Genomic DNA, 18579 nt, shown 5'->3' with positions numbered 1-18579 from the left:
ACCTTTTAAATCAAATCTATTTTAAAAACTCAATTATTGATAAACTCTTACATAATCCACTTCCATAGAATCTTCTGTAAAACCAGCATCTATTGTTCCTCCTAAAGATCCTCCCATTGCAACATTTAAAATCATAAAGAAATTATCGTTAAAAGGTAAATCTCCATTATTAGCCAGTTCATAAAATTTTATGTCATCAACAAATATTTTAAGTGAGTCTTCAGTCCATTCTAAAGAATAAACATGAAACTCTGTTGAAGTATTTACTACAGCTGTAGTTTCACCATAACTTGCATTTGCATTAGTTCCAGAATCAAACCAGTGACAAGTTCCTAAAGTATTATTTTTATCAGCACCTGTTTGTTCCATAATGTCTATTTCACCACTAGCAGGCCATCCAACAGTACTAAAACTATCTCCTAGCATCCATATTGCAGGCCAAGTTCCTTGAGAAGCTGGTAATTTTGCTCTTACATCAACTCTACCATAAGTAAAGCTATATAAATCTTGAGTTTTTAATCTTGCTGAAGTATAACCTCCATTTCCATCTGATTTAGCTGTAATTTTTAAAATACCATCTGTTATAGAAACATTTTCTGCATTATTTGTATAGGTTTGTTCTTCACCATTTCCCCAGCCTCCATCGCCAAGATCGTATGTCCATTTTGAAGCATCTGGAGCTCCATCTGTATCAAATTCATCTGACCATACCAATTCTGAAAATCCTGTTTCCTGTACTGGTTTTGTAGAGGTAAATAATTGATACCAAGCAGCTCCAACAGACGAAGCTTCTTCAACTCTAACTAATAAATAATCTTCAGATATGCTAATAATATCATAAGTACCTGAACCTACATACCATCCTAAGAATCCTCCATCTGATATTTCAAAAGATGTTTGTCTATATGCTGTGTCATAGTAATTTCCTTCCAATGCAGCTCTGGTAGATGAAGGAAACATAGAAACATTTTTAACTCCATACATTGTTGTTGCAACAGTTTCATCATGACACGTATCTCCATCAACACCTAATACACCCGCATAAGTTCCAGGAATAAACGCTGGTCCAGCAGTCTGTTCAAATGTAATGCCATTTATTGTTTTAGTAAATACAAACTCATCAGCATACATACAAGACTTTTCATCATCCCAAGGTTGTATTGCATTCCACCAATTTGGCCAAGCAAATTCACCTCCACCGTAATCATCATTTGCAGGTCCCATACCAACATGCAATGGTAAATCAGATGCCCAGTACCAAGTTTTACCCTCACCTATAACACCTCCACTTAAAAGATCTTCGGCTTCTGCATCAGTAAATGAGCTGTATACCTCTATATCAACAGTAGTAGTTGATGTAACCCCTCCAGTACCTATTGCACTAACAACTACAGTAAAGTTATTTACTCCTACTTTGGTAAATCGATGCGTAATTTTTCCAGATGGAGCAACTTCAACATAACCATCTCCAAAATTAAATTTATAGCTTATAACATTATCCGCAACAGCTGTAAATGTTACAAAACCTGTTCCATCACCATTTAACAGATCAGGATTACTCAAATCTTGCCCGATAATTTCTGCAGTTACTTGGACATTTGAGGGAGCAACTATATCTCCAAATTCATATTTTTCTTCTTCACAACTAACTACAAGCGTTAATGTAAGAAAAAGACCTAATATATATTTTATATTTTTCATAATTTACTTTTAAAATTATTTTTAATTTTTTACAATATCATCTATGTATATTGTATAATCACTTGAACCATCTCCTGCTGTACCATTATCCATTATCAATACCATATTATAATAATCAACGTTTGGATCTACCCCAGTTAAGGTGAAACTTAATTCTTCCCATGTATTTGAAGTTGTTGTTTCTGCTACAATTTCAGCAGTTGCCTGTGTATTTGGCCAAGGGGTAGCATCTTCAAATTTCATCAATAATTTTAATCCTGCTCTTGGCGACCATACTTTAGCTCTTATTGTTATTGATTCTTCAATGCCAAAAGGAGTATCTACAGTAATTTTTGAACCTGCCCACGTTTGACCAGCTCCTTTAACTAATTTTGCAACTTTTAAAGAAGAATTCCCATTAGTATCTGGATTGTCAACAATTGAAATTTCTCCACCATCAAATGAACTTATTTCTAACTCTGGCTCAAAATCTAAGAAAGAAGCAACAGAGATATCATCTACATAAATTGTATAATCACTAGATCCATCTCCAGCGGTTCCATTATCCATTATCAACACCAAGTTATAATAATCAATATTAGGGTCTACCCCAGTCAAGGTAAAACTTAATTCTTCCCAAGCATTAGAAGTTGTAGTTTCTGCTACAATTTCGGCAGTTGCCTGTGTATTTGGCCAAGGGGTAGCATCTTCATATTTCATCAATAATTTTAATCCTGCTCTTGGCGACCACACTTTAGCATTTACTGTAACTGATTCTTCAATACCAAAAGGAGTATCCACAGTAATTTTTGAACCTGCCCACGTTTGACCAGCTCCTTTAACTAATTGAAGTACTTTTGCTGATGAATTTCCATTAGTATCTGGATTGTCAATAATTGAAATATCACCGCCATCAAATGAACTCAGCTCATAAGGAGATTCAAAGTTTATTGGTAATACTCCAGCAGCAGGGTTTCCTGTAGCTTCCTTCCAAAAATATAAGTTATCTATAAATACGGTAACCCCATTTGAAACAAATAACATTTGTGTTATTGCAGACATATCTGTAGTAAATTCAGATAAAGGAATATCAACACTTACCCAAGCACCTGCGGTAATTTCGGAAATTGTAACTTCATATTCTTTTTCAGGAGAACCATCAGGTTGGTTGGTATTTACAATTTTAAAACCAATGCTTTCTGCATCGTTAGTCCAATAGTCAAAATGAATATATTCCATTGCGGAAACATCAGTTGGGTTACCATAGTCAGTAACAATTCCTGTATAATTTAAATAATCGTATTTTAAAATATTATCTCCATCTACATCAAAAGGAGATAAAACAGTAGATTGTCCCCAGCCTGGATTCCATTCAGTAACTGTAATGTTAGAATATACATCACTAAAAATTGAAACTACATCCGCTTCATTTCTATTTCTTGGAGTTGGAGCTTTTTCAATTGGTTGAAGAATTTCAGTTACTTCAAATTCAACCGAATATTCATTGGTTTCAATTGCAGCACCTTTAACTACCACTTTTATAGTATAAACACCTGGTTCTGCATATACATAAGATACGGTTTCACCAATATTCCCTGAAACTGGCTCATCATTTCCTTCTTCACCAAAATACACTTCAAACATCGTAGCGTAATCTGCTGTTGCTTTAACGTTTACTTGTTTTGAAGTTGCTTCATCATTTGTAATTTCAACAACCAAATTTTCAGGAGCTTTAAAAGAAACTACCAATGGTTGTATAATTTCAGTCTTTAATCCTGATACACCTGTTGCTACCACTTTTACATCATAATTACCTTCTGCATAAACATGAGAAATATTTTCTCCTTGCTTGACTTTAACTGGTTCAACGGTACCATCTCCTAAATAAATAGTATAATTAACAGCTCCTTGGCTATTAGGTGTAATTGTAACTAAGCCTGTATTATCTTGTGTAATATTAAACTCAGCTACCACATTTGTTGGAGCTAATATGCTATCAACAAAATTTGTATTACCAAATTCATCTTCACTACAGCTAAAAACCACTGTGATAAGTAAAAGAATAGGTAAAATATATTTTAATGTTTTCATAATAATCGTGTATTTTAATATCCTGGATTTTGATTCCAATTACCATTTGAGAATTGAATTTCTTCTAATGGAATAGGAAATAATTCATTTTTATTTGCTGTAAAACCATCAATTTCTTGTGCAGCTCTACCTGTTCTAACTAAATCAAAGAAACGAAGCCCCTCTCCTGCAAATTCAACTCTTCTTTCCGCTAAAATTGCATTGTATAAATTAGAACCCGTGTAAGTAATTCTATGATTTTGGTCTCCAAATGCTCTGTCTCTAACAACATTTAAATATTCTGCAGCTTTTGCATCATTACCAGATTTGCTATAGGCCTCTGCAGCCATTAGTAATACATCAGAGTATCTTATTGCTCTATAATTATTTGGATTTGTAAGTTTTAAATCTAATGCCGCATTTTCACTTCTTTTTCTAGGAATATATTTTCTATTAAAATAAAACGTATTTTCATGTTGAATTGTGTATGTTGCTCCTGTTTCTTCCATCCAAGATATCATATCTAAAATGGTTACATCTTTTCTTAAATCATCTTCTTCAAAAGCATCTACAACTTCTTGTACTGGAAGGTTAAAATTGTTTCCTGCTGTAAATAAAGGTCCTTCATATCCATAAGGGCCACTATAACCAACCATCACATTTCCTTCAAAATATTGTTCTTGTCCGTAACTTGCACCCTCTACATCTGTATATTGTACTTCAAAAACAGATTCAGGACCATTTTCACCGTCCATTTCAAAAATTTCATCATAATTTTGAACCAATGTATATAGACCAGAATTGATAACTTTTTGTAAAGTTGAAGCTGCTAGTTCGTATTTTGCTGCTTGATTTGTTGAAGATGCTTCATATAAATACGCTTTTCCTAATAAAGCTAATGCAGCTCCTCTTGTTGCTCTACCTTGCTCATAGGCAACTGGATCTAAATTTTCTGAAGCAAAAATTAAATCTTCATAAATTGATATATACACTTCTTCAACTGAAGATCTAGGGATGGTAGTTTCATCACCAGGAACAAATCTTTCATCTCCTTTCATTGGAATTCCACCAAACCATTTAACCAGTTCAAAATGATAATAGGCTCTAAGGAAACGTGTTTCAGCAATGATTTGATCTTTGCCCTCAAACTCTGTTTTATCTTTAAACTCTAAAATATAGTTACATCTTTGAATTCCTGCAAACATAAAATCCCAAGATTTTTTAAGCATCACATTTACAGGAGTGTGAATCATATCATCAATTTGTTGATAACTTGGGACATCGGTAGGGCTATTTCCACCACATAAAGAATTATCGGATGCAATTTCTGACATTAATACATTAATTGCTGTTGATTGCAAAAGGTCGTAAGCTCCTATTAATGCGCTTTCATATTCAGCTTTAGAATTAAAGTAATTCTCAGAATCAATAGAATATTCAACAGGACGCTCAACAAAATCATCACTACAAGAAATAATTATTGTTAAAAACGCTGTTAAAAGTATAGTATTATATAAATTTTTTTTCATTTTAATACGTATTAAAAGTTAATGTTTAAACCTACCATATATGTTCTTGGAATTGGGTAAAACCCATCATCAATCCCACCACCAATAGGTGCTCCACTTGAAGCTCCAGGATCATAACCTCTGTATTTTGTGAACGTATATAAGTTATTTGCACTTGTATATAGTCTTAATTTATCGACTCCTATTTTTTCTAATAAATCAGGATTAAAAGTATAACCTAATTGAATATTTTGAATTCTAACATACGATGCATCTTCGACATAATATGTCGAGAATACATTGTTAACAGAGGCAGCAGTTGTTACTCTAGGTGTACTATTGGTTGTTCCTTCTCCTGTCCATCTATCTAAAACATAATTTAGGTTATTTGCATCTGGATAAATACTTTCATAATTTCTTACCATATCATTACCAACAGAGGCAAAGGTGTACATTGAAAAATCAAAAGATTTATAATTAAACTGAAGGTTTAAGCCCATTGTTGCCTCTGGGATAGGGTCTCCAATATTGGTTCTATCATTTACATCAATAACACCGTCATTATTAGTATCTAAATATCTAAAATCTCCTGGTGCAGATTCAGCTCCTAAAGCAATTTGTGAAGGATGTGCATCTACTTCATTTTGATTTTGGAAAATTCCATCGGTTTTATATCCATAAAAATAACCTATTGGTTGTCCCACTTCCATTCTTGATGGAGCTGGTTGAGAAATACCAAATACTCCTCCTTCAATAAACTCAGTACCATTAATTTCTGTAACTTCATTTTTAAGGAATGTTACATTGTAAGCTACATTTATTGAAAAATCATCTGTAAAGTTATTTTTATAATCTACAGAGAATTCTAAACCTGAGTTTTTTACAGTACCTGCATTGATGGTAGGTGAAGCCGCTCCAGGCGCTCCAGGCCCTAAAATTCCAGAAGTAGGAATAAATGGAATTAATAAATCTGCTCTAGTATCAATAAAATAATCGGCAACAACTCCAACTTTATTATCCAATAATTTTAAATCTATACCTACATCAAACTTTCTTGCTTCCTCCCATTTTAAATTTGGATTTGGAATTTGTCCTGTTGCCACACCATTAATTAAAGCACCATCAAAAACGTAAGTAGCTTCACCTGATAGTTGAGAAATATATCCATTTGTTGGAATTCTATCATTTCCTAAAGTACCGTAGCTACCTCTTAATTTTAAGAAGTTTAACACTTTAGATTCTCCAAAGAAACTTTCGTCAGATAAAATCCAACCAGCAGTAAAAGATGGAAAATAGCCAACTTTATTTCCTGGACCAAATTTAGTTGAAGCATCTCTTCTTATCATAGCTGATAAAAGATATTTTCCTCTAAAATCGTATTGTAATCTACCAAAGTATGAAAGCTTTCTTTCATCAAAAGTATATGAACTTACAGGAATGACACCTGGTGCTGGTGCCCCGTTTGCTAGCGAAATATCTGCATTACTCCACGAGTTATTTGGTATATCGTATCCTGTTGCATATAATCCATTTCCCCACTCTTTAAAAATAGTATTACCTAAAGTTCCAACAATTTTATGGTCATCATCAATTTGTTTGGTATAAGTTGCATAAATATCAAATGAATAATCGTTGTTATTAATTGCATTTTGATTAACTGAACTTCTTGCTACATCAAAAACTTTCCCTCCATAATCAACAATTTTTGCAAAGCTTTTACTTTCGCTGTTTGAGGTATTAAAGCCTATAGAACTTGATAAAACTAAACCTTCCATTAAGGTATAATCTAATCCAAAATTACCATTCAACTTTTTGAAATTATAATCGTTATACGTATTTGCAATTTGAGCTAAAGGGTTAATCATTTCATTTCCTAAATTTCCAATTGGAAAAACTGTATAGTCACCATTGGCATCATAAGGAGCAAGTGTTGAAGGGCTATTTACAGCATTTAATAATACTGATGCATTACCACCTTCTGGAAGGGTTTCTCTATTAAAATAAGTATAAATAACATTTGATTTTAATTTTAACTTATCTGAAAGTTCAGCTCCTAAAGATATTCTTGCTGTATTTCTTAAAAAACCCGATTTCTTTCCTCCAATAATTCCTTCTTGATCTAAATGCGAACCACTGATGGCATAAGTAATTTTATCGGAACCACCAGTCATAGTAATATCATGACTAACAATAGGCACATTGGTTTCAAAAACTTCGTCTTGCCAATCTGTACCTTTACTTAAACCTGATATATTTGGAAAAGGAATTTGTGCTCCACCACTTACGTAACTTTCATTAAGCAATGCAGCATATTCTGTAGCGTTTAAAACATTTAATTTTTTTGAGGTTTCTTGAAAACCATAATAAGTATTATAAGAGATTTTTGCTTTAGAGTTCTTTTTACCCATTTTAGTTGTAATTAAAATTACTCCATTTGCTCCTGTAGAACCATAAATAGCTGCTTGTGCATCTTTTAATACTGTAATAGTTTCTACATCATTTGGGTTTAACAAACCTAATTCTCCAATATAACCATCTATAATAGTTAAGGGTTTATTATCACCGTTTGTTGCAATACCTCTTATTCTAATGTTAATATCTGAACCAGGAGCCCCAGATGTGGTAGTAACATTTACTCCACTTACTGTACCTTGAAGTGCTTGTTCCATTTTAACCGGTTTAAGATCTTCTAAAGTTTGACTGTCTACTACAGATACAGCTCCAGTTACTTCTCTTTTTTTCTGAGTACCATACCCTACCACTACTACTTCATCAAGACTCTGAGTGTCTTCGGTAAGTGTTACATTTAACAAACTGTCATCGTTAATAACAATTTCTTTAGTTACAAAACCAAGATAGGAAAAGACTAGTGTTTCCCCTTTTTGAACATTAGACAATATAAAGTCCCCATCGAAGCCAGTCGATGTTCCTTTTAATGTATTTTTGACTACTATAGATACACCTGGTAAAGGTGATCCACTTGCGTCAACTACAATTCCTTTTATTTCATAGTTTTGTGCATATCCGTATATACCTACAAAACTTATAAAAATTGATAATAAAAATGATTTCATATATTGATGAGTTAAGTTTTAATAAAACTAGTGCTAAAATTTCCTTAAATCTAAAAAGCTACCTATACAAAAAACATACAGTTTATAAATCTTTCCTTTTTAAAAAGAATAATAATGAATGTTAATTTTATATCAAATTGAATAAATTCAGTGTTTTTAATAGAATTTTAACCTACTTAAAATAAGAAAAAAATATTTGATAAAATTTATAACTATAAGGTTATAGTTAATAACATGTTGTGGTAATGTTGTGGTATTTTTTATACTTGTAGCATTAACTTATAACTCTAAAATATACTCAACAAGGCTTTTTTCGTGTTCCAAATTAATTTTTTTACGCAAGCGGTATCTTTTAATCTCAACACTTCTAACAGAAATATTTAATAACGGAGCTATTTCTTTAGAAGATAAATTTAATCTCAAGTAAGCACATAGCCTTAAATCATTTGGAGTTAATGTAGGATGTAGTGATTTTGCTTTCTTTAAAAAATCACTATCAGCATTATTAAAAGCTTCTTGAAAAGCTTCCCAATCATCATTATTATTTAAATTTTGATTGATAATTTTTAAAACTCTTTTTACATTGTCTGTGCTATCTTTCTTTGATAACTCGTTTTTTATAGTACTTAGCAACTCATTTTTCTTAATAATATTCATTGCAGAGGCTGATAACTCTCTTGTTTTACCTTCCACTTCATTCCTAAGTTTTTCATTTCTCAATTTCATGATAACCTTATCATTTTCTAATTGTGAAAGTGTAAATTCTTGTTGTTTTTTTTCAATTAACTTACTTTTTTGTTTGGTATAATAACGCTTATAAAAATTATGAATTAAAAACACCATTAAAATAAATAATAACGAATAAAAAACAAGCATTAAATTAGATATAAACCAAGGTCTTTCAATGGTAAATGAATAGTTTGCAGTATTTTTTGATAATTTATTTCCTACGCGAGCATTCACTTTAAAAGTGTAATTTCCATAAGGTAAGTTTTTAAAAGTTGCTTCGGAATTTGTTGACCATTTACTCCAATCATTGTATAATCCAACTAGTTTATACTGATAATTAATCTCTGTAAATTTTTCATATTCTGGAACACTAAAATTAAAACTTAAATTGTTATTTTTAAATTTAAAAGAATGGTTATCATTTAACAATTTTACTTTAGATTCATTCAAATTAATGGAAGCTTTAGTAATTGAAGTAATTTTAACTTCATAATCTTTATCAATAAGTTTGTCTAAATTTAAAATAATATAGCCTCTTGCAGTACCTATAAGGTAAGATTGATCTTTTAAATGAGCTAAACTTTCATAGCCAGCAATATCTCTTCTTTTAGATTCAGGTAATGGTATTCTATTTATTTTTAACGTGTTATTTAAAATTCCAGGTGAAAAATATACGATGCTCTTATCTAAAAAACCCCATAAGGTATTGGTTTGGCTATTGGCAATCAATTTTCCAGAATAGTAGCTGTCATTTTTAAAAAATTGATTTGTAAATAATGAATCTAACTCAAAAAAATGTTTATCCTTGGAGTATTTAAAAACCCCTTTTTCAGATGAATAATATAAATTATTATCATAACTCACCAATCCTGATTTTAGTCCTTTTGTAACAGAAGTTTCTTCATTAATTTCAACAACTTTTTCAAACTTCTTATCTATTTCTAATTTAAAAACCCCTTTATATTCATGACTTACAAATAGTTGATGGGTTTCTGAAAATTCGAAAAATTTACTTGAAATATCAAATCCTGTAATTTTATTTTTAAAACGCCAAGAATCATTAACTTTTTCAAGTATGTTTAATCCGTTATAGTTGCCTTGTATCAGTAAATTTTCTTGTGTAGGAATGGGTTTAATATCCCAAGTTCCCTGAACATCAGAAATTAATTTTGCTTGATTATTTTTTATTATATATGTCCCAATATCATGTCCACAAAATAAGGTATTATCATAAATTGCTAAAGACCAAACTTGACCGTTAGTACCTTTAATGAAATTGAATGTTGTATTTGAATTTAATTTTTTATAAAATAATCCTTGATTGGTTCCTAAATATAAATAGTCATTAAAAATTACTGAAGTGTAAACTGAACCTAATTTCCCTTTTACATCATTAAAAACTTTAAATGGAGAACTAAAATTTACTACACTAATTCCATTATCTAAACCTAACCATATATTTTGATCCTTATCTTGAAATATTGATAGTACAGTATTGTTATTGAGTCCTACTTCTTGATTAATTTGATTGATTAAATTACCCTGACTATCAATATGATAAATTCCATTAGATATGGTTCCTAAAATAAAACTATTATCTTCTAATTTAATACTACTATAAACACTGGACGCTTCTAATATTTTATTAAATTCTATATTCCATTTGGTTTCGCCATCTTCATCAATAAAGTAAAACCCTTTTTGTTGAGTTTGCAGTAACAATTTAGCTTTAACTTTAAAAATATTGACAACTATATTATTTTTAAAAATCTCATTTGTAGAAATGGGTAATACTTCTCCATTTTCAACCTTATAAACTCCGTCATTTATTTTTTGAAAGTAAATAATCCCTTCAATATTAAAGGCTTTTGTAATGGGGGTTTTAGAATTAATTATTTTAAAACTCTTATCTAACGTATTGTAAATATAAATGCGATTGAGTGATTGAAATAGTATCCACTTATCTAACTCTAATATTTTCCAAAATTGTTCATCTTCAATTAAATCTTCTTTTAAAGTATTACTTAATGAGGTGTAATCTAAAACCCCAAACTCATTTTTTTCCCAAAAGCCAAACTCCATATAACATCCTGTATAAACTCTATTTTTCACAACATTAACAGAACGTAAAATTGTATTATTTGGAGATGGATATAAATTCCATTTCTCACCATTAAATTCAAGCAAACCACTATTATTTGCTATATAAATATAATTTTCATCTGATTGAGAAATTGCCCAATTTTGATTACCTCCTGAATAATTAAGTGGTGAAAAGTTTTCTATTGGAGGTAATTCTTGTGCTTTGATGTTTGCACAAATTAAAAATGTTAAGATTAAGGCTATTTTTTTGAATATATTTAACATTAAACTATTAAATTTTAAATAATAAAAATACAATTTTTATTATTGATACCTGTTAGTTAAATAAATTTAAACGTTTAATGTTAGCTTTTTTATATTATTTGATTGGTTAGCTTTTTCCCAATTGGGTAAAGTAAATGAAAAAGTACTTCCTAAGGTTAACTCACTTTCAACAAAAATTTCACCTCCATGCCTTTCAACAAATTCTTTACACAAGATCAATCCTAAACCAGATCCTTGCTCATTAGAAGTACCTAATGTTGATTTTTTGGTTTCTATATTAAATAAGTTTTTAAGATTTTCTTCAGAAATTCCAATACCCGAATCTTTTATAGAAATTTTAGTAAATCCATTTTTTGTATTAGAAATAATTTCAATTCTTCCCTCTGATTGTGTAAATTTAATTGCATTTGAAATAAGATTTCTCAAAATGGTACTTAACATGTTATCATCAGCATATAAAAAAATATTATCTTGTATTTTATTGGCTATTTTTATATCCTTATTAAATGCTTGAATTTCTAGAAAAGAAATTACGTTGGCTAATTCTACTTTTAAATCAATTTTTTGAGGGTTAAACTTTAAATTTCCAGACTGTGAGTTTGCCCAAATAAGTAAATTATTTAATAAACTAGACGCCTTTACAGTTGAACCTTTTACAACCTTTAAAAATTTTAATTGTTTTTCTTCAGTATATTCGTTTATATTCTCAATTAATAATTCCGTAAAACCTTTTATAGAATTAAATGGATTCTTTAAATCGTGTGCAATGATAGAGAAAAATTTATCTTTTGTAATATTCATTTGTTTTAAAACATCTCGTTGCTCCTGCATTTCATTATTTAATTTACTAATTTGATAATTTTTAAACTCCAATAAATTATAAGCTTTTTTCTTAGATTCTTGCTCGTAAATAAATAGTATTATTAAAAAAGCAAAAATTACTACTGCTCCAATTAAAAAATAAATTAACTTTTTCTCATTATCATATTTTAACTGTGTTATTTCATTTTCAGCTGCTAAATTATTAATTGTTAGCTCTTTTTCTTCTAATTTATTTAAAGCATTAAATAATTGAATTTTTTTATTACCATCAATTTTTATTAAACTGTCTTTAGATGTAGTATATTTCTTATAATAATTTAATGCTTCTTTAAAATTACCTAGCCCATCATATGCTACAGATAAATTCAAAAAATTAAGTCCTTGATATTCTAAATTACCAATCTCATTAGCTATTTTATTACTTTCATTGGCTTTCTTTATAGCTTCTTTAAAATTACCAGAGTTATTATATAAATCTGAAATATTTAACAATACAAGACTTCTTAAATCTTGGTCTTTAATTTCATTTGCTAATTCTAATGCTTTTGAAAAATAAGATTTTGATTTTTTAAATTCTTTTAATTTTATATAAGTATCTCCAATATTATTGTAAGCAATTGCGATGCCTGCCAAATCATCAATTTCTTTATATAGTACAATTGATTTCTTAAAAAATTCTAATCCTTTATTAAAATTTTTCTCATCAATATTGGTATTTCCCAAATTAGTGTAACTACTTGCTTCTCCAAATTTATCTCCTATTCTTTTATAGATTTCAAAAGCATCATTATAGTAACCTTCTGCAACTTTAAAATTTTCCTGTGCATAATACAAATTACCTATATCTGTATAATTATTGGCTATTCCAATATCATTTTTCAGCTTTTTATAAATACTTAAAGATTTTAAATAAAAATCAATAGCTTTAGATTCGTTGTATAAATGTGTATAACAAAAACCTATATAGTTATTTGTCATGGCTTCTTTCAAGCTATCTTTGAGTTCTATATATAATAATCTAGCTTCTTTATAATTTTGGATTGCTAAATTATGTTCATTAAAAAACTCATAGCTATATCCTAAATAAAAAAGAATATCGGCTATTTTTTTTTGATCATTTATATTTTTAGCTGTTTCTAAAGCTTTATTATAAAAAAATAATGAAGAATCGTTTTCTTGTTTTAAATAAGTATCTGCAATTTTTAGTGCAATTGAAATTTTGGTGGAGTCTACTGATGCGTTATACAGTTCCGCTTTTAAACTTTTTATTGAAGTTGAATCTTGACCATATAATATGGATGAAAAAATGTAAAAAAGAAAAAAAACAACAATTTTCCGCATCAATTAAAATTTAAATTTGCTGAAAGAGTATAAAAGCACCACCATTCATTCAGCTAAGCAAGCCATTTACTGCTTCAAATATACCATTTATCTAAATATAAACAAGTTAGAATCATTCTATTTTAAATTTTTGTTTATATCTAAAATGTTTTCTAAAGTATATTTTGCAATAATTTGATCAGTTATATATTTATTTCCTTTTAAGGAATTTTCTTTAATTATATCATTCAAATCTAGTATCAAAAACTGTTTTAACATAGGTTTTGAAATTGATTGATAGCTATAATGCCATGGCTCATATTTAAACCCTTTTCTATCCTCATCATTGTTATAGACCAAATAAAAACCAAATCTTTCTGAATTTATATCCATCCACTTTTTTAATTTGGAAAAGCTTCCATTTTCATTATAATTTTCTTCAATTAAAAGCTCTTTTGGTTTAATTACCGCTCCGTCAATAATATCAATATCTGTACCCCAATGATGTCTCGATGTCCCTGGAATTGTAGAATATTCAATAATTTTTTCAATAGCTCTCTGTGGAGTTAAACCCTCAGAAACATAGGATGCATACTTTCTATTCCAAATACTTAGCTGCCGATCAAAACTTCTATAAGCTGAGACAATTTGAATTAGTATTCCATCTTTTTTGGCTTGTAAAGACATTTGTTTAAAAGCTTCCAAAACTTTAGGTTGAAGCTTGTAATTTTCTCCTATCAAATTTAAATTTCCTTGGCCAGTTAAAGCGTTTTCAGAATATTTAATTTGAGAAAACACCATTTCTTTACCATAAAATATTAGTGAAATTATTAAAACTACTCTGAATGATCTGAAATAATTACCCATTTATCATCTATTTTTTTAAATATTAAAGTGTAAACTCCATTGGCATTGCCAACAGTTCTTTCTAAGTGATATTTGCCTGTTAAAGAATATAAATCTTTTGCTAAAAAATTAATGTTTAATATTTCAAATGTCAACTTTCCTGTATGCTCTTTACTTGGGTATCCTTTTTTGTAGTTTTCTAATGTTTTTTGCCAACCATATGTAATTCCATTTTTTCCAATAAATTGAAGCTTATCCGATTTCCAATAAACATTCATATAAGCATCTATATCTCCATTACTCCAATCTTCGGCACTTTTAAGCAAGGCTTTTTTTATTTCAATTTTATCTTTTTTTTGGTCAATTGAATGACAACCAACCAACATTATAATTGAAATTAATAACAACGTTTTTTTCATTTTATTTTAATTTTTTAAACATTACATAATGAGCTCCAACCAATGGTATTTCAAAAAGTTCTCCTAATGTTTCTAAGCCCTGTTTTTTATAAAAATCAACTGCAATTACTCTAGCATTGCACCAAAGTATATCAATATTCATTTTAGTTAGTATCGAAAAAGCTGCTTGTAACATTAATTTACCGGCTCCAGTACCTTGAGATTCAACTAGTGTAGCCATTCCTCTTAATTGATACTGTTTCCCTCTAAAATTTTTATTTTCAGCTTTCATATAACTTGAAACCGCTATAAGTTTTTTATTTCTATAAGCACCAATATGAAATGTATTTTCATCAAAATCACCATTAAATTTATATGGTAATGGAATATTTTCACGTAAAACCTCTAGCCTAATTGGATAAGTTTCTTCTGCAGAAATTTTTTTAATTTGAATCATTGATTATTGAATATATTACTGCTGGTTACCTCTGGCATAAATTTGTTCTGTTTCTAAAATTATTTTCATAAAATTGTTGTAACAATGCTAAATTACTATTATTATGCAAAACATAGAAATAAAGTTGATTTCAAAAAAACATATTTTAAACATACTACCTCTATTAAAAGAATTAAATACAACAACTAAAGAAACCATTTTAAAAAAACGAGTGTTAGAAATGTCTACCTATCAAAACTACAAATGTGTTGGCGTGTATATTGATAAGCAATTAATTGGAATTACTGGATTATGGCATTTAACAAGACATTATTGTGGAAAAACTATTGAACCAGACCATGTAATAATTAGTGATACATATAGAAACAAAGGAATTGGAAAAATTTTATTTAAATGGATTCATAACTATGCACAAAAAAATGGTTATGAAGCCTCAGAATTAAATACTTACATAAACAATATTAAATCTCATAAATTTTATGAATTAAAAGGGTACAAAAAATTAGGCTTTCACTATCTAAAAATAATTTAAATTTATTTAAAAAACGTTTGCAAAAATGTAAAAGGATTGTATATTTGCACCACCAACGCGAGAGTAGCTCAGTTGGTAGAGCTTCAGCCTTCCAAGCTGACTGTCGCCGGTTCGAGCCCGGTCTCTCGCTCAAAAAAAGCCAAACTTAAGTTTGGCTTTTTTTATTTTAATTTATTTCCAAATAGTAATAAAAGTACTATAGGAATTCCTAATAAAACAACCGTAGTAAAACTATGTGTAAATACCTGTGGGTAAACCAATAATAACAATGCATACCCTCCAATTGCTCCTCCCAAATGAGCTGCATGACCAATATTACCCATCTTATTTTTCATTCCATATATAGAATATAATAAATATCCTACTCCAAATATATACCCAGGAATTGGAATTGGTAATGGAAACATAAATAATTGCATTGCAGGGTTTAATAAAATTGCCGCATAAATAATACCTGCTACAGCTCCAGAAGCCCCAACTGCACTATAATATAATTCATCTTTATGAAATGTCAACGTCAAAAAATTTCCTGCAAATAAACTTCCAAAATAAAGTATTAGAAATTTTACAACACCTAACTTAAAAATAATAATTGGCGCAAAAATATAAAGCACATACATATTTAAAATTAAATGTAAGTAGTCTACATGTAAAAAAGCAGAAGTAAGCATCCTTATTTTTTCACCTCTGTTAATGGCACCAATTTGAAATTTGTACTTATCAAAAAACAAACGATCGCTAAATCCTTTTATTGAAGCAATCACATTAACTAAAATTATTAAAAGAAGAGTTTTATCTATATTCATTATTGAAATATTTTAATTAAGCGAAAGTATAAAAAAGTTATGATATTGATTTTTTTGTAAGCTAACTTTTAAAAATTAAATACGATATTTGCAGCTTATATTAGTTATGAATTTAATAGTTTACATTTTAGTATATCCCATTATTTGGTTAATTTCAATTTTACCTTTTAAAATTTTATATTTTATTTCAGATTTTCTTTACGTAATTATTTATTATGTTATTGGGTATCGAAAAAAGGTAGTATACAACAATTTAAAATTGGCTTTTCCTGAAAAAAGCAATGAAGAAATCATTCAAATTAGTAAAAAATTTTACAGTCACTTTGTAGATATTTTTATGGAAATGATAAAATCTTTTACCATTTCTAAAAAAGCTTTGGACAAGCATTACAAATATACAAACCTCACTTTTTTAAATGAATTATATAAAGACGGTAAAAGTGTTATTTTAACTGGAGCTCACTATGCAAATTGGGAATGGATTTTAGGTTTAGACCCTTATATAAGCTATAAAACGTACGGTGCTTTTACTAAATTAAACAATCCTTATTTCAATAAAAAAATTCTAAAATCTAGATCTCGTTTTGGTGTTAATTTGGTACCTACTTCTAAAACTATTTCAGAAATTGATTCTAATGAAAAAAATAAAATCCAATCTATGTATGGATTGCTAAGCGATCAATCACCTCAATTAAAAAAGACTTTTTATTGGAACCATTTTTTAGGAATTAAAGTCCCTATTCATACGGGTACTGAAATGTTAGCTAAAAAATACGATATGAATGTTGTATTATTTGAAACAAAAAAAATTAAAAGAGGTTATTATGAAACCACTTTTAGTTTAATTACAAATAATGCCCTAAAGTATCCTAATTACGAACTTACCGACGTGTTTTTAGAAAAAATTGAACAATTAATACGCAAACAACCTCAGTACTACTTTTGGACTCATAAACGTTTTAAGCATAAGGATAAAGCTCCTAATTAAGTTGTTTTATAAACTAAATCTAACTCCAAAAACATACATATTTTCAAAAAAAGTAAAATTTTGAGAAGCAGAATCTGATGTACTTGCTGTTGTTCTAATATCCTTCATATTAATATAGCCTACTTTAATATTAGATTGAATAAAAAAGTGTTTAAAAAATGTAATATTTAAACCTGCATGAGCACTAATACCATAACCAGAAACATGGAATTCATCATAACGTTCTTTACCTAATAAAGTAGTATTAGTTTTAGGATATAACAATCCAACTCCAACACCTTCGGTTAAATTAATATCTATATTTTTAACTTTAAACTTCAGCCAGTTATCTAAATTATCAAACCTGCTTATCTCAATATTTACATAATTCAACCCATCAGTATGTTCAAACAATAAAAAATCTTCTGTCAAAACGATCTCTTCATTAGTATAATTTCCATCAAAATCGCCTCCTAAATTAATCGTTCCATTAATTTTTACAGTTTGATCATTTTTCATTACATACTTCATATGATCTACTCCTAAAGCTACCGTGTAATTTTCTTTAAAAAAATAACCAATTCTAAAGTTCGTTTGAGGAATGGTGATTTCATCAGGTTTAAAATAATAAATACCAAAAGGCTTTGGTTTGTCTTTTGCCTTTACATTAGAAAGTGTAAAATTATAATTATCTCCTTTAAAGGTAATATCTGATGTAGAATAATGACCTCTATTCCATCCCCAATAAGCAAAAAACTTTCCCTTATTTAATCCGGAATCATTATAATTAGTAGTTTGTGAATGTGTAACACTACTGAATAGTAATAATACAATTACAATTATTTTAAATTTCATAAATAGCTTTATTATTTTATATACAATTTTTAATTTCAGTCATTAGTTTTTGTGCTAATGCATCTGCTTTTGCTTGCGAAGTACTTTCGGTATAAATTCTGATTATTGGCTCGGTGTTTGATTTTCGTAAATGAACCCATTCGCTATC

14 protein-coding genes and 1 tRNA gene are annotated in these 18579 nt (G+C 29.0%); 3 read left to right on the top strand and 12 right to left on the bottom strand.

Translation table 11 applies throughout. The features are described from left to right. Positions 1-33 precede the first annotated feature (33 nt). The 9 genes from ACFQZW_RS07655 to ACFQZW_RS07615 form a co-directional block, all read right to left on the bottom strand. A complete protein-coding gene (locus ACFQZW_RS07655; RefSeq protein WP_298262252.1) occupies positions 34-1701 on the bottom strand; it encodes a family 16 glycosylhydrolase in 1668 nt (555 codons plus the stop codon). 21 nt (positions 1702-1722) lie between these two features. Continuing rightward, positions 1723-3771 carry a PKD domain-containing protein gene (locus ACFQZW_RS07650; protein ID WP_386782158.1) on the bottom strand — a complete coding sequence of 683 codons (2049 nt, stop codon included), beginning with the start codon at positions 3769-3771 and terminating at the stop codon, positions 1723-1725. 14 nt (positions 3772-3785) lie between these two features. Further along, positions 3786-5279 carry a RagB/SusD family nutrient uptake outer membrane protein gene (locus ACFQZW_RS07645; protein ID WP_298262250.1) on the bottom strand — a complete coding sequence of 498 codons (1494 nt, stop codon included), beginning with the start codon at positions 5277-5279 and terminating at the stop codon, positions 3786-3788. A gap of 11 nt (positions 5280-5290) precedes the next feature. Beyond that, entirely contained in the window at positions 5291-8332 is a 3042-nt protein-coding gene (locus tag ACFQZW_RS07640) for a SusC/RagA family TonB-linked outer membrane protein (protein ID WP_386782155.1), read from the bottom strand. 279 nt (positions 8333-8611) lie between these two features. Beyond that, complete coding sequence (locus tag ACFQZW_RS07635) at positions 8612-11428, bottom strand: helix-turn-helix and ligand-binding sensor domain-containing protein (protein ID WP_386782153.1); 2817 nt, start codon at positions 11426-11428, stop codon at positions 8612-8614. 66 nt (positions 11429-11494) lie between these two features. Continuing rightward, positions 11495-13591 carry a tetratricopeptide repeat-containing sensor histidine kinase gene (locus ACFQZW_RS07630; protein WP_298262247.1) on the bottom strand — a complete coding sequence of 699 codons (2097 nt, stop codon included), beginning with the start codon at positions 13589-13591 and terminating at the stop codon, positions 11495-11497. Between the two features lie 117 nt (positions 13592-13708). Then, entirely contained in the window at positions 13709-14437 is a 729-nt protein-coding gene (locus ACFQZW_RS07625; RefSeq protein WP_386782150.1) for a M15 family metallopeptidase, read from the bottom strand. Further along, positions 14407-14835: a YybH family protein gene (locus tag ACFQZW_RS07620; protein WP_386782148.1), complete on the bottom strand. Its 429-nt coding sequence runs from the start codon at positions 14833-14835 to the stop codon at positions 14407-14409. The genes ACFQZW_RS07625 and ACFQZW_RS07620 overlap by 31 nt, the downstream gene beginning before the upstream one ends. A gap of 1 nt (position 14836) precedes the next feature. Further along, positions 14837-15271 (bottom strand): GNAT family N-acetyltransferase, encoded by a 435-nt coding sequence (locus ACFQZW_RS07615; protein WP_298262244.1) that lies wholly within the window; start codon positions 15269-15271, stop codon positions 14837-14839. A 103-nt stretch (positions 15272-15374) separates the two neighbouring features. Between ACFQZW_RS07615 and ACFQZW_RS07610 the strand changes: the two genes are divergently transcribed. Both ACFQZW_RS07610 and ACFQZW_RS07605 read left to right on the top strand, forming a co-directional pair. Beyond that, the gene (locus ACFQZW_RS07610; RefSeq protein ID WP_298262243.1) at positions 15375-15803 is read left to right on the top strand and encodes a GNAT family N-acetyltransferase; all 429 of its coding nucleotides are present in this window, start codon (positions 15375-15377) and stop codon (positions 15801-15803) included. Between the two features lie 57 nt (positions 15804-15860). After that, positions 15861-15933: transfer RNA gene (locus tag ACFQZW_RS07605), tRNA-Gly, on the top strand. Positions 15934-15964: 31 nt separating this feature from the next. Here the strand turns inward: ACFQZW_RS07605 and ACFQZW_RS07600 are convergent. Beyond that, on the bottom strand, positions 15965-16609 hold the full coding sequence (locus tag ACFQZW_RS07600; protein WP_298262242.1) for a rhomboid family intramembrane serine protease: 645 nt from the start codon (positions 16607-16609) through the stop codon (positions 15965-15967). Between the two features lie 106 nt (positions 16610-16715). Between ACFQZW_RS07600 and ACFQZW_RS07595 the strand changes: the two genes are divergently transcribed. Continuing rightward, positions 16716-17597: a lysophospholipid acyltransferase family protein gene (locus tag ACFQZW_RS07595; RefSeq protein WP_386782145.1), complete on the top strand. Its 882-nt coding sequence runs from the start codon at positions 16716-16718 to the stop codon at positions 17595-17597. A gap of 6 nt (positions 17598-17603) precedes the next feature. On the opposite strand, the gene ACFQZW_RS07590 is transcribed toward ACFQZW_RS07595, so the two are convergent. Both ACFQZW_RS07590 and ACFQZW_RS07585 read right to left on the bottom strand, forming a co-directional pair. Continuing rightward, positions 17604-18431 carry a hypothetical protein gene (locus ACFQZW_RS07590; protein ID WP_386782143.1) on the bottom strand — a complete coding sequence of 276 codons (828 nt, stop codon included), beginning with the start codon at positions 18429-18431 and terminating at the stop codon, positions 17604-17606. 16 nt (positions 18432-18447) lie between these two features. Beyond that, a partial coding sequence (locus ACFQZW_RS07585; RefSeq protein ID WP_386781575.1) for a hypothetical protein occupies positions 18448-18579 on the bottom strand: 132 nt, incomplete at its 5' end.

Source organism: Lutibacter aestuarii (genome assembly GCF_042676885.1).
GTDB classification, from domain to species: Bacteria; Bacteroidota; Bacteroidia; order Flavobacteriales; family Flavobacteriaceae; genus Lutibacter; species Lutibacter aestuarii.
The sequence above is the reverse complement of the archived record's forward strand: the minus strand, read 5'-3'. Positions and strand labels throughout refer to the sequence as shown.

Coding starts and splice junctions, on each gene's coding strand:
- ACFQZW_RS07655 (WP_298262252.1), bottom strand. CDS start 1,701: ATGAAAAATATAAAATATATATTAGGTCTTTTTCTTACATTAACGCTT.
- ACFQZW_RS07650 (WP_386782158.1), bottom strand. CDS start 3,771: ATGAAAACATTAAAATATATTTTACCTATTCTTTTACTTATCACAGTG.
- ACFQZW_RS07645 (WP_298262250.1), bottom strand. CDS start 5,279: ATGAAAAAAAATTTATATAATACTATACTTTTAACAGCGTTTTTAACA.
- ACFQZW_RS07640 (WP_386782155.1), bottom strand. CDS start 8,332: ATGAAATCATTTTTATTATCAATTTTTATAAGTTTTGTAGGTATATAC.
- ACFQZW_RS07635 (WP_386782153.1), bottom strand. CDS start 11,428: ATGTTAAATATATTCAAAAAAATAGCCTTAATCTTAACATTTTTAATT.
- ACFQZW_RS07630 (WP_298262247.1), bottom strand. CDS start 13,591: ATGCGGAAAATTGTTGTTTTTTTTCTTTTTTACATTTTTTCATCCATA.
- ACFQZW_RS07625 (WP_386782150.1), bottom strand. CDS start 14,437: ATGGGTAATTATTTCAGATCATTCAGAGTAGTTTTAATAATTTCACTA.
- ACFQZW_RS07620 (WP_386782148.1), bottom strand. CDS start 14,835: ATGAAAAAAACGTTGTTATTAATTTCAATTATAATGTTGGTTGGTTGT.
- ACFQZW_RS07615 (WP_298262244.1), bottom strand. CDS start 15,271: ATGATTCAAATTAAAAAAATTTCTGCAGAAGAAACTTATCCAATTAGG.
- ACFQZW_RS07610 (WP_298262243.1), top strand. CDS start 15,375: ATGCAAAACATAGAAATAAAGTTGATTTCAAAAAAACATATTTTAAAC.
- ACFQZW_RS07600 (WP_298262242.1), bottom strand. CDS start 16,609: ATGAATATAGATAAAACTCTTCTTTTAATAATTTTAGTTAATGTGATT.
- ACFQZW_RS07595 (WP_386782145.1), top strand. CDS start 16,716: ATGAATTTAATAGTTTACATTTTAGTATATCCCATTATTTGGTTAATT.
- ACFQZW_RS07590 (WP_386782143.1), bottom strand. CDS start 18,431: ATGAAATTTAAAATAATTGTAATTGTATTATTACTATTCAGTAGTGTT.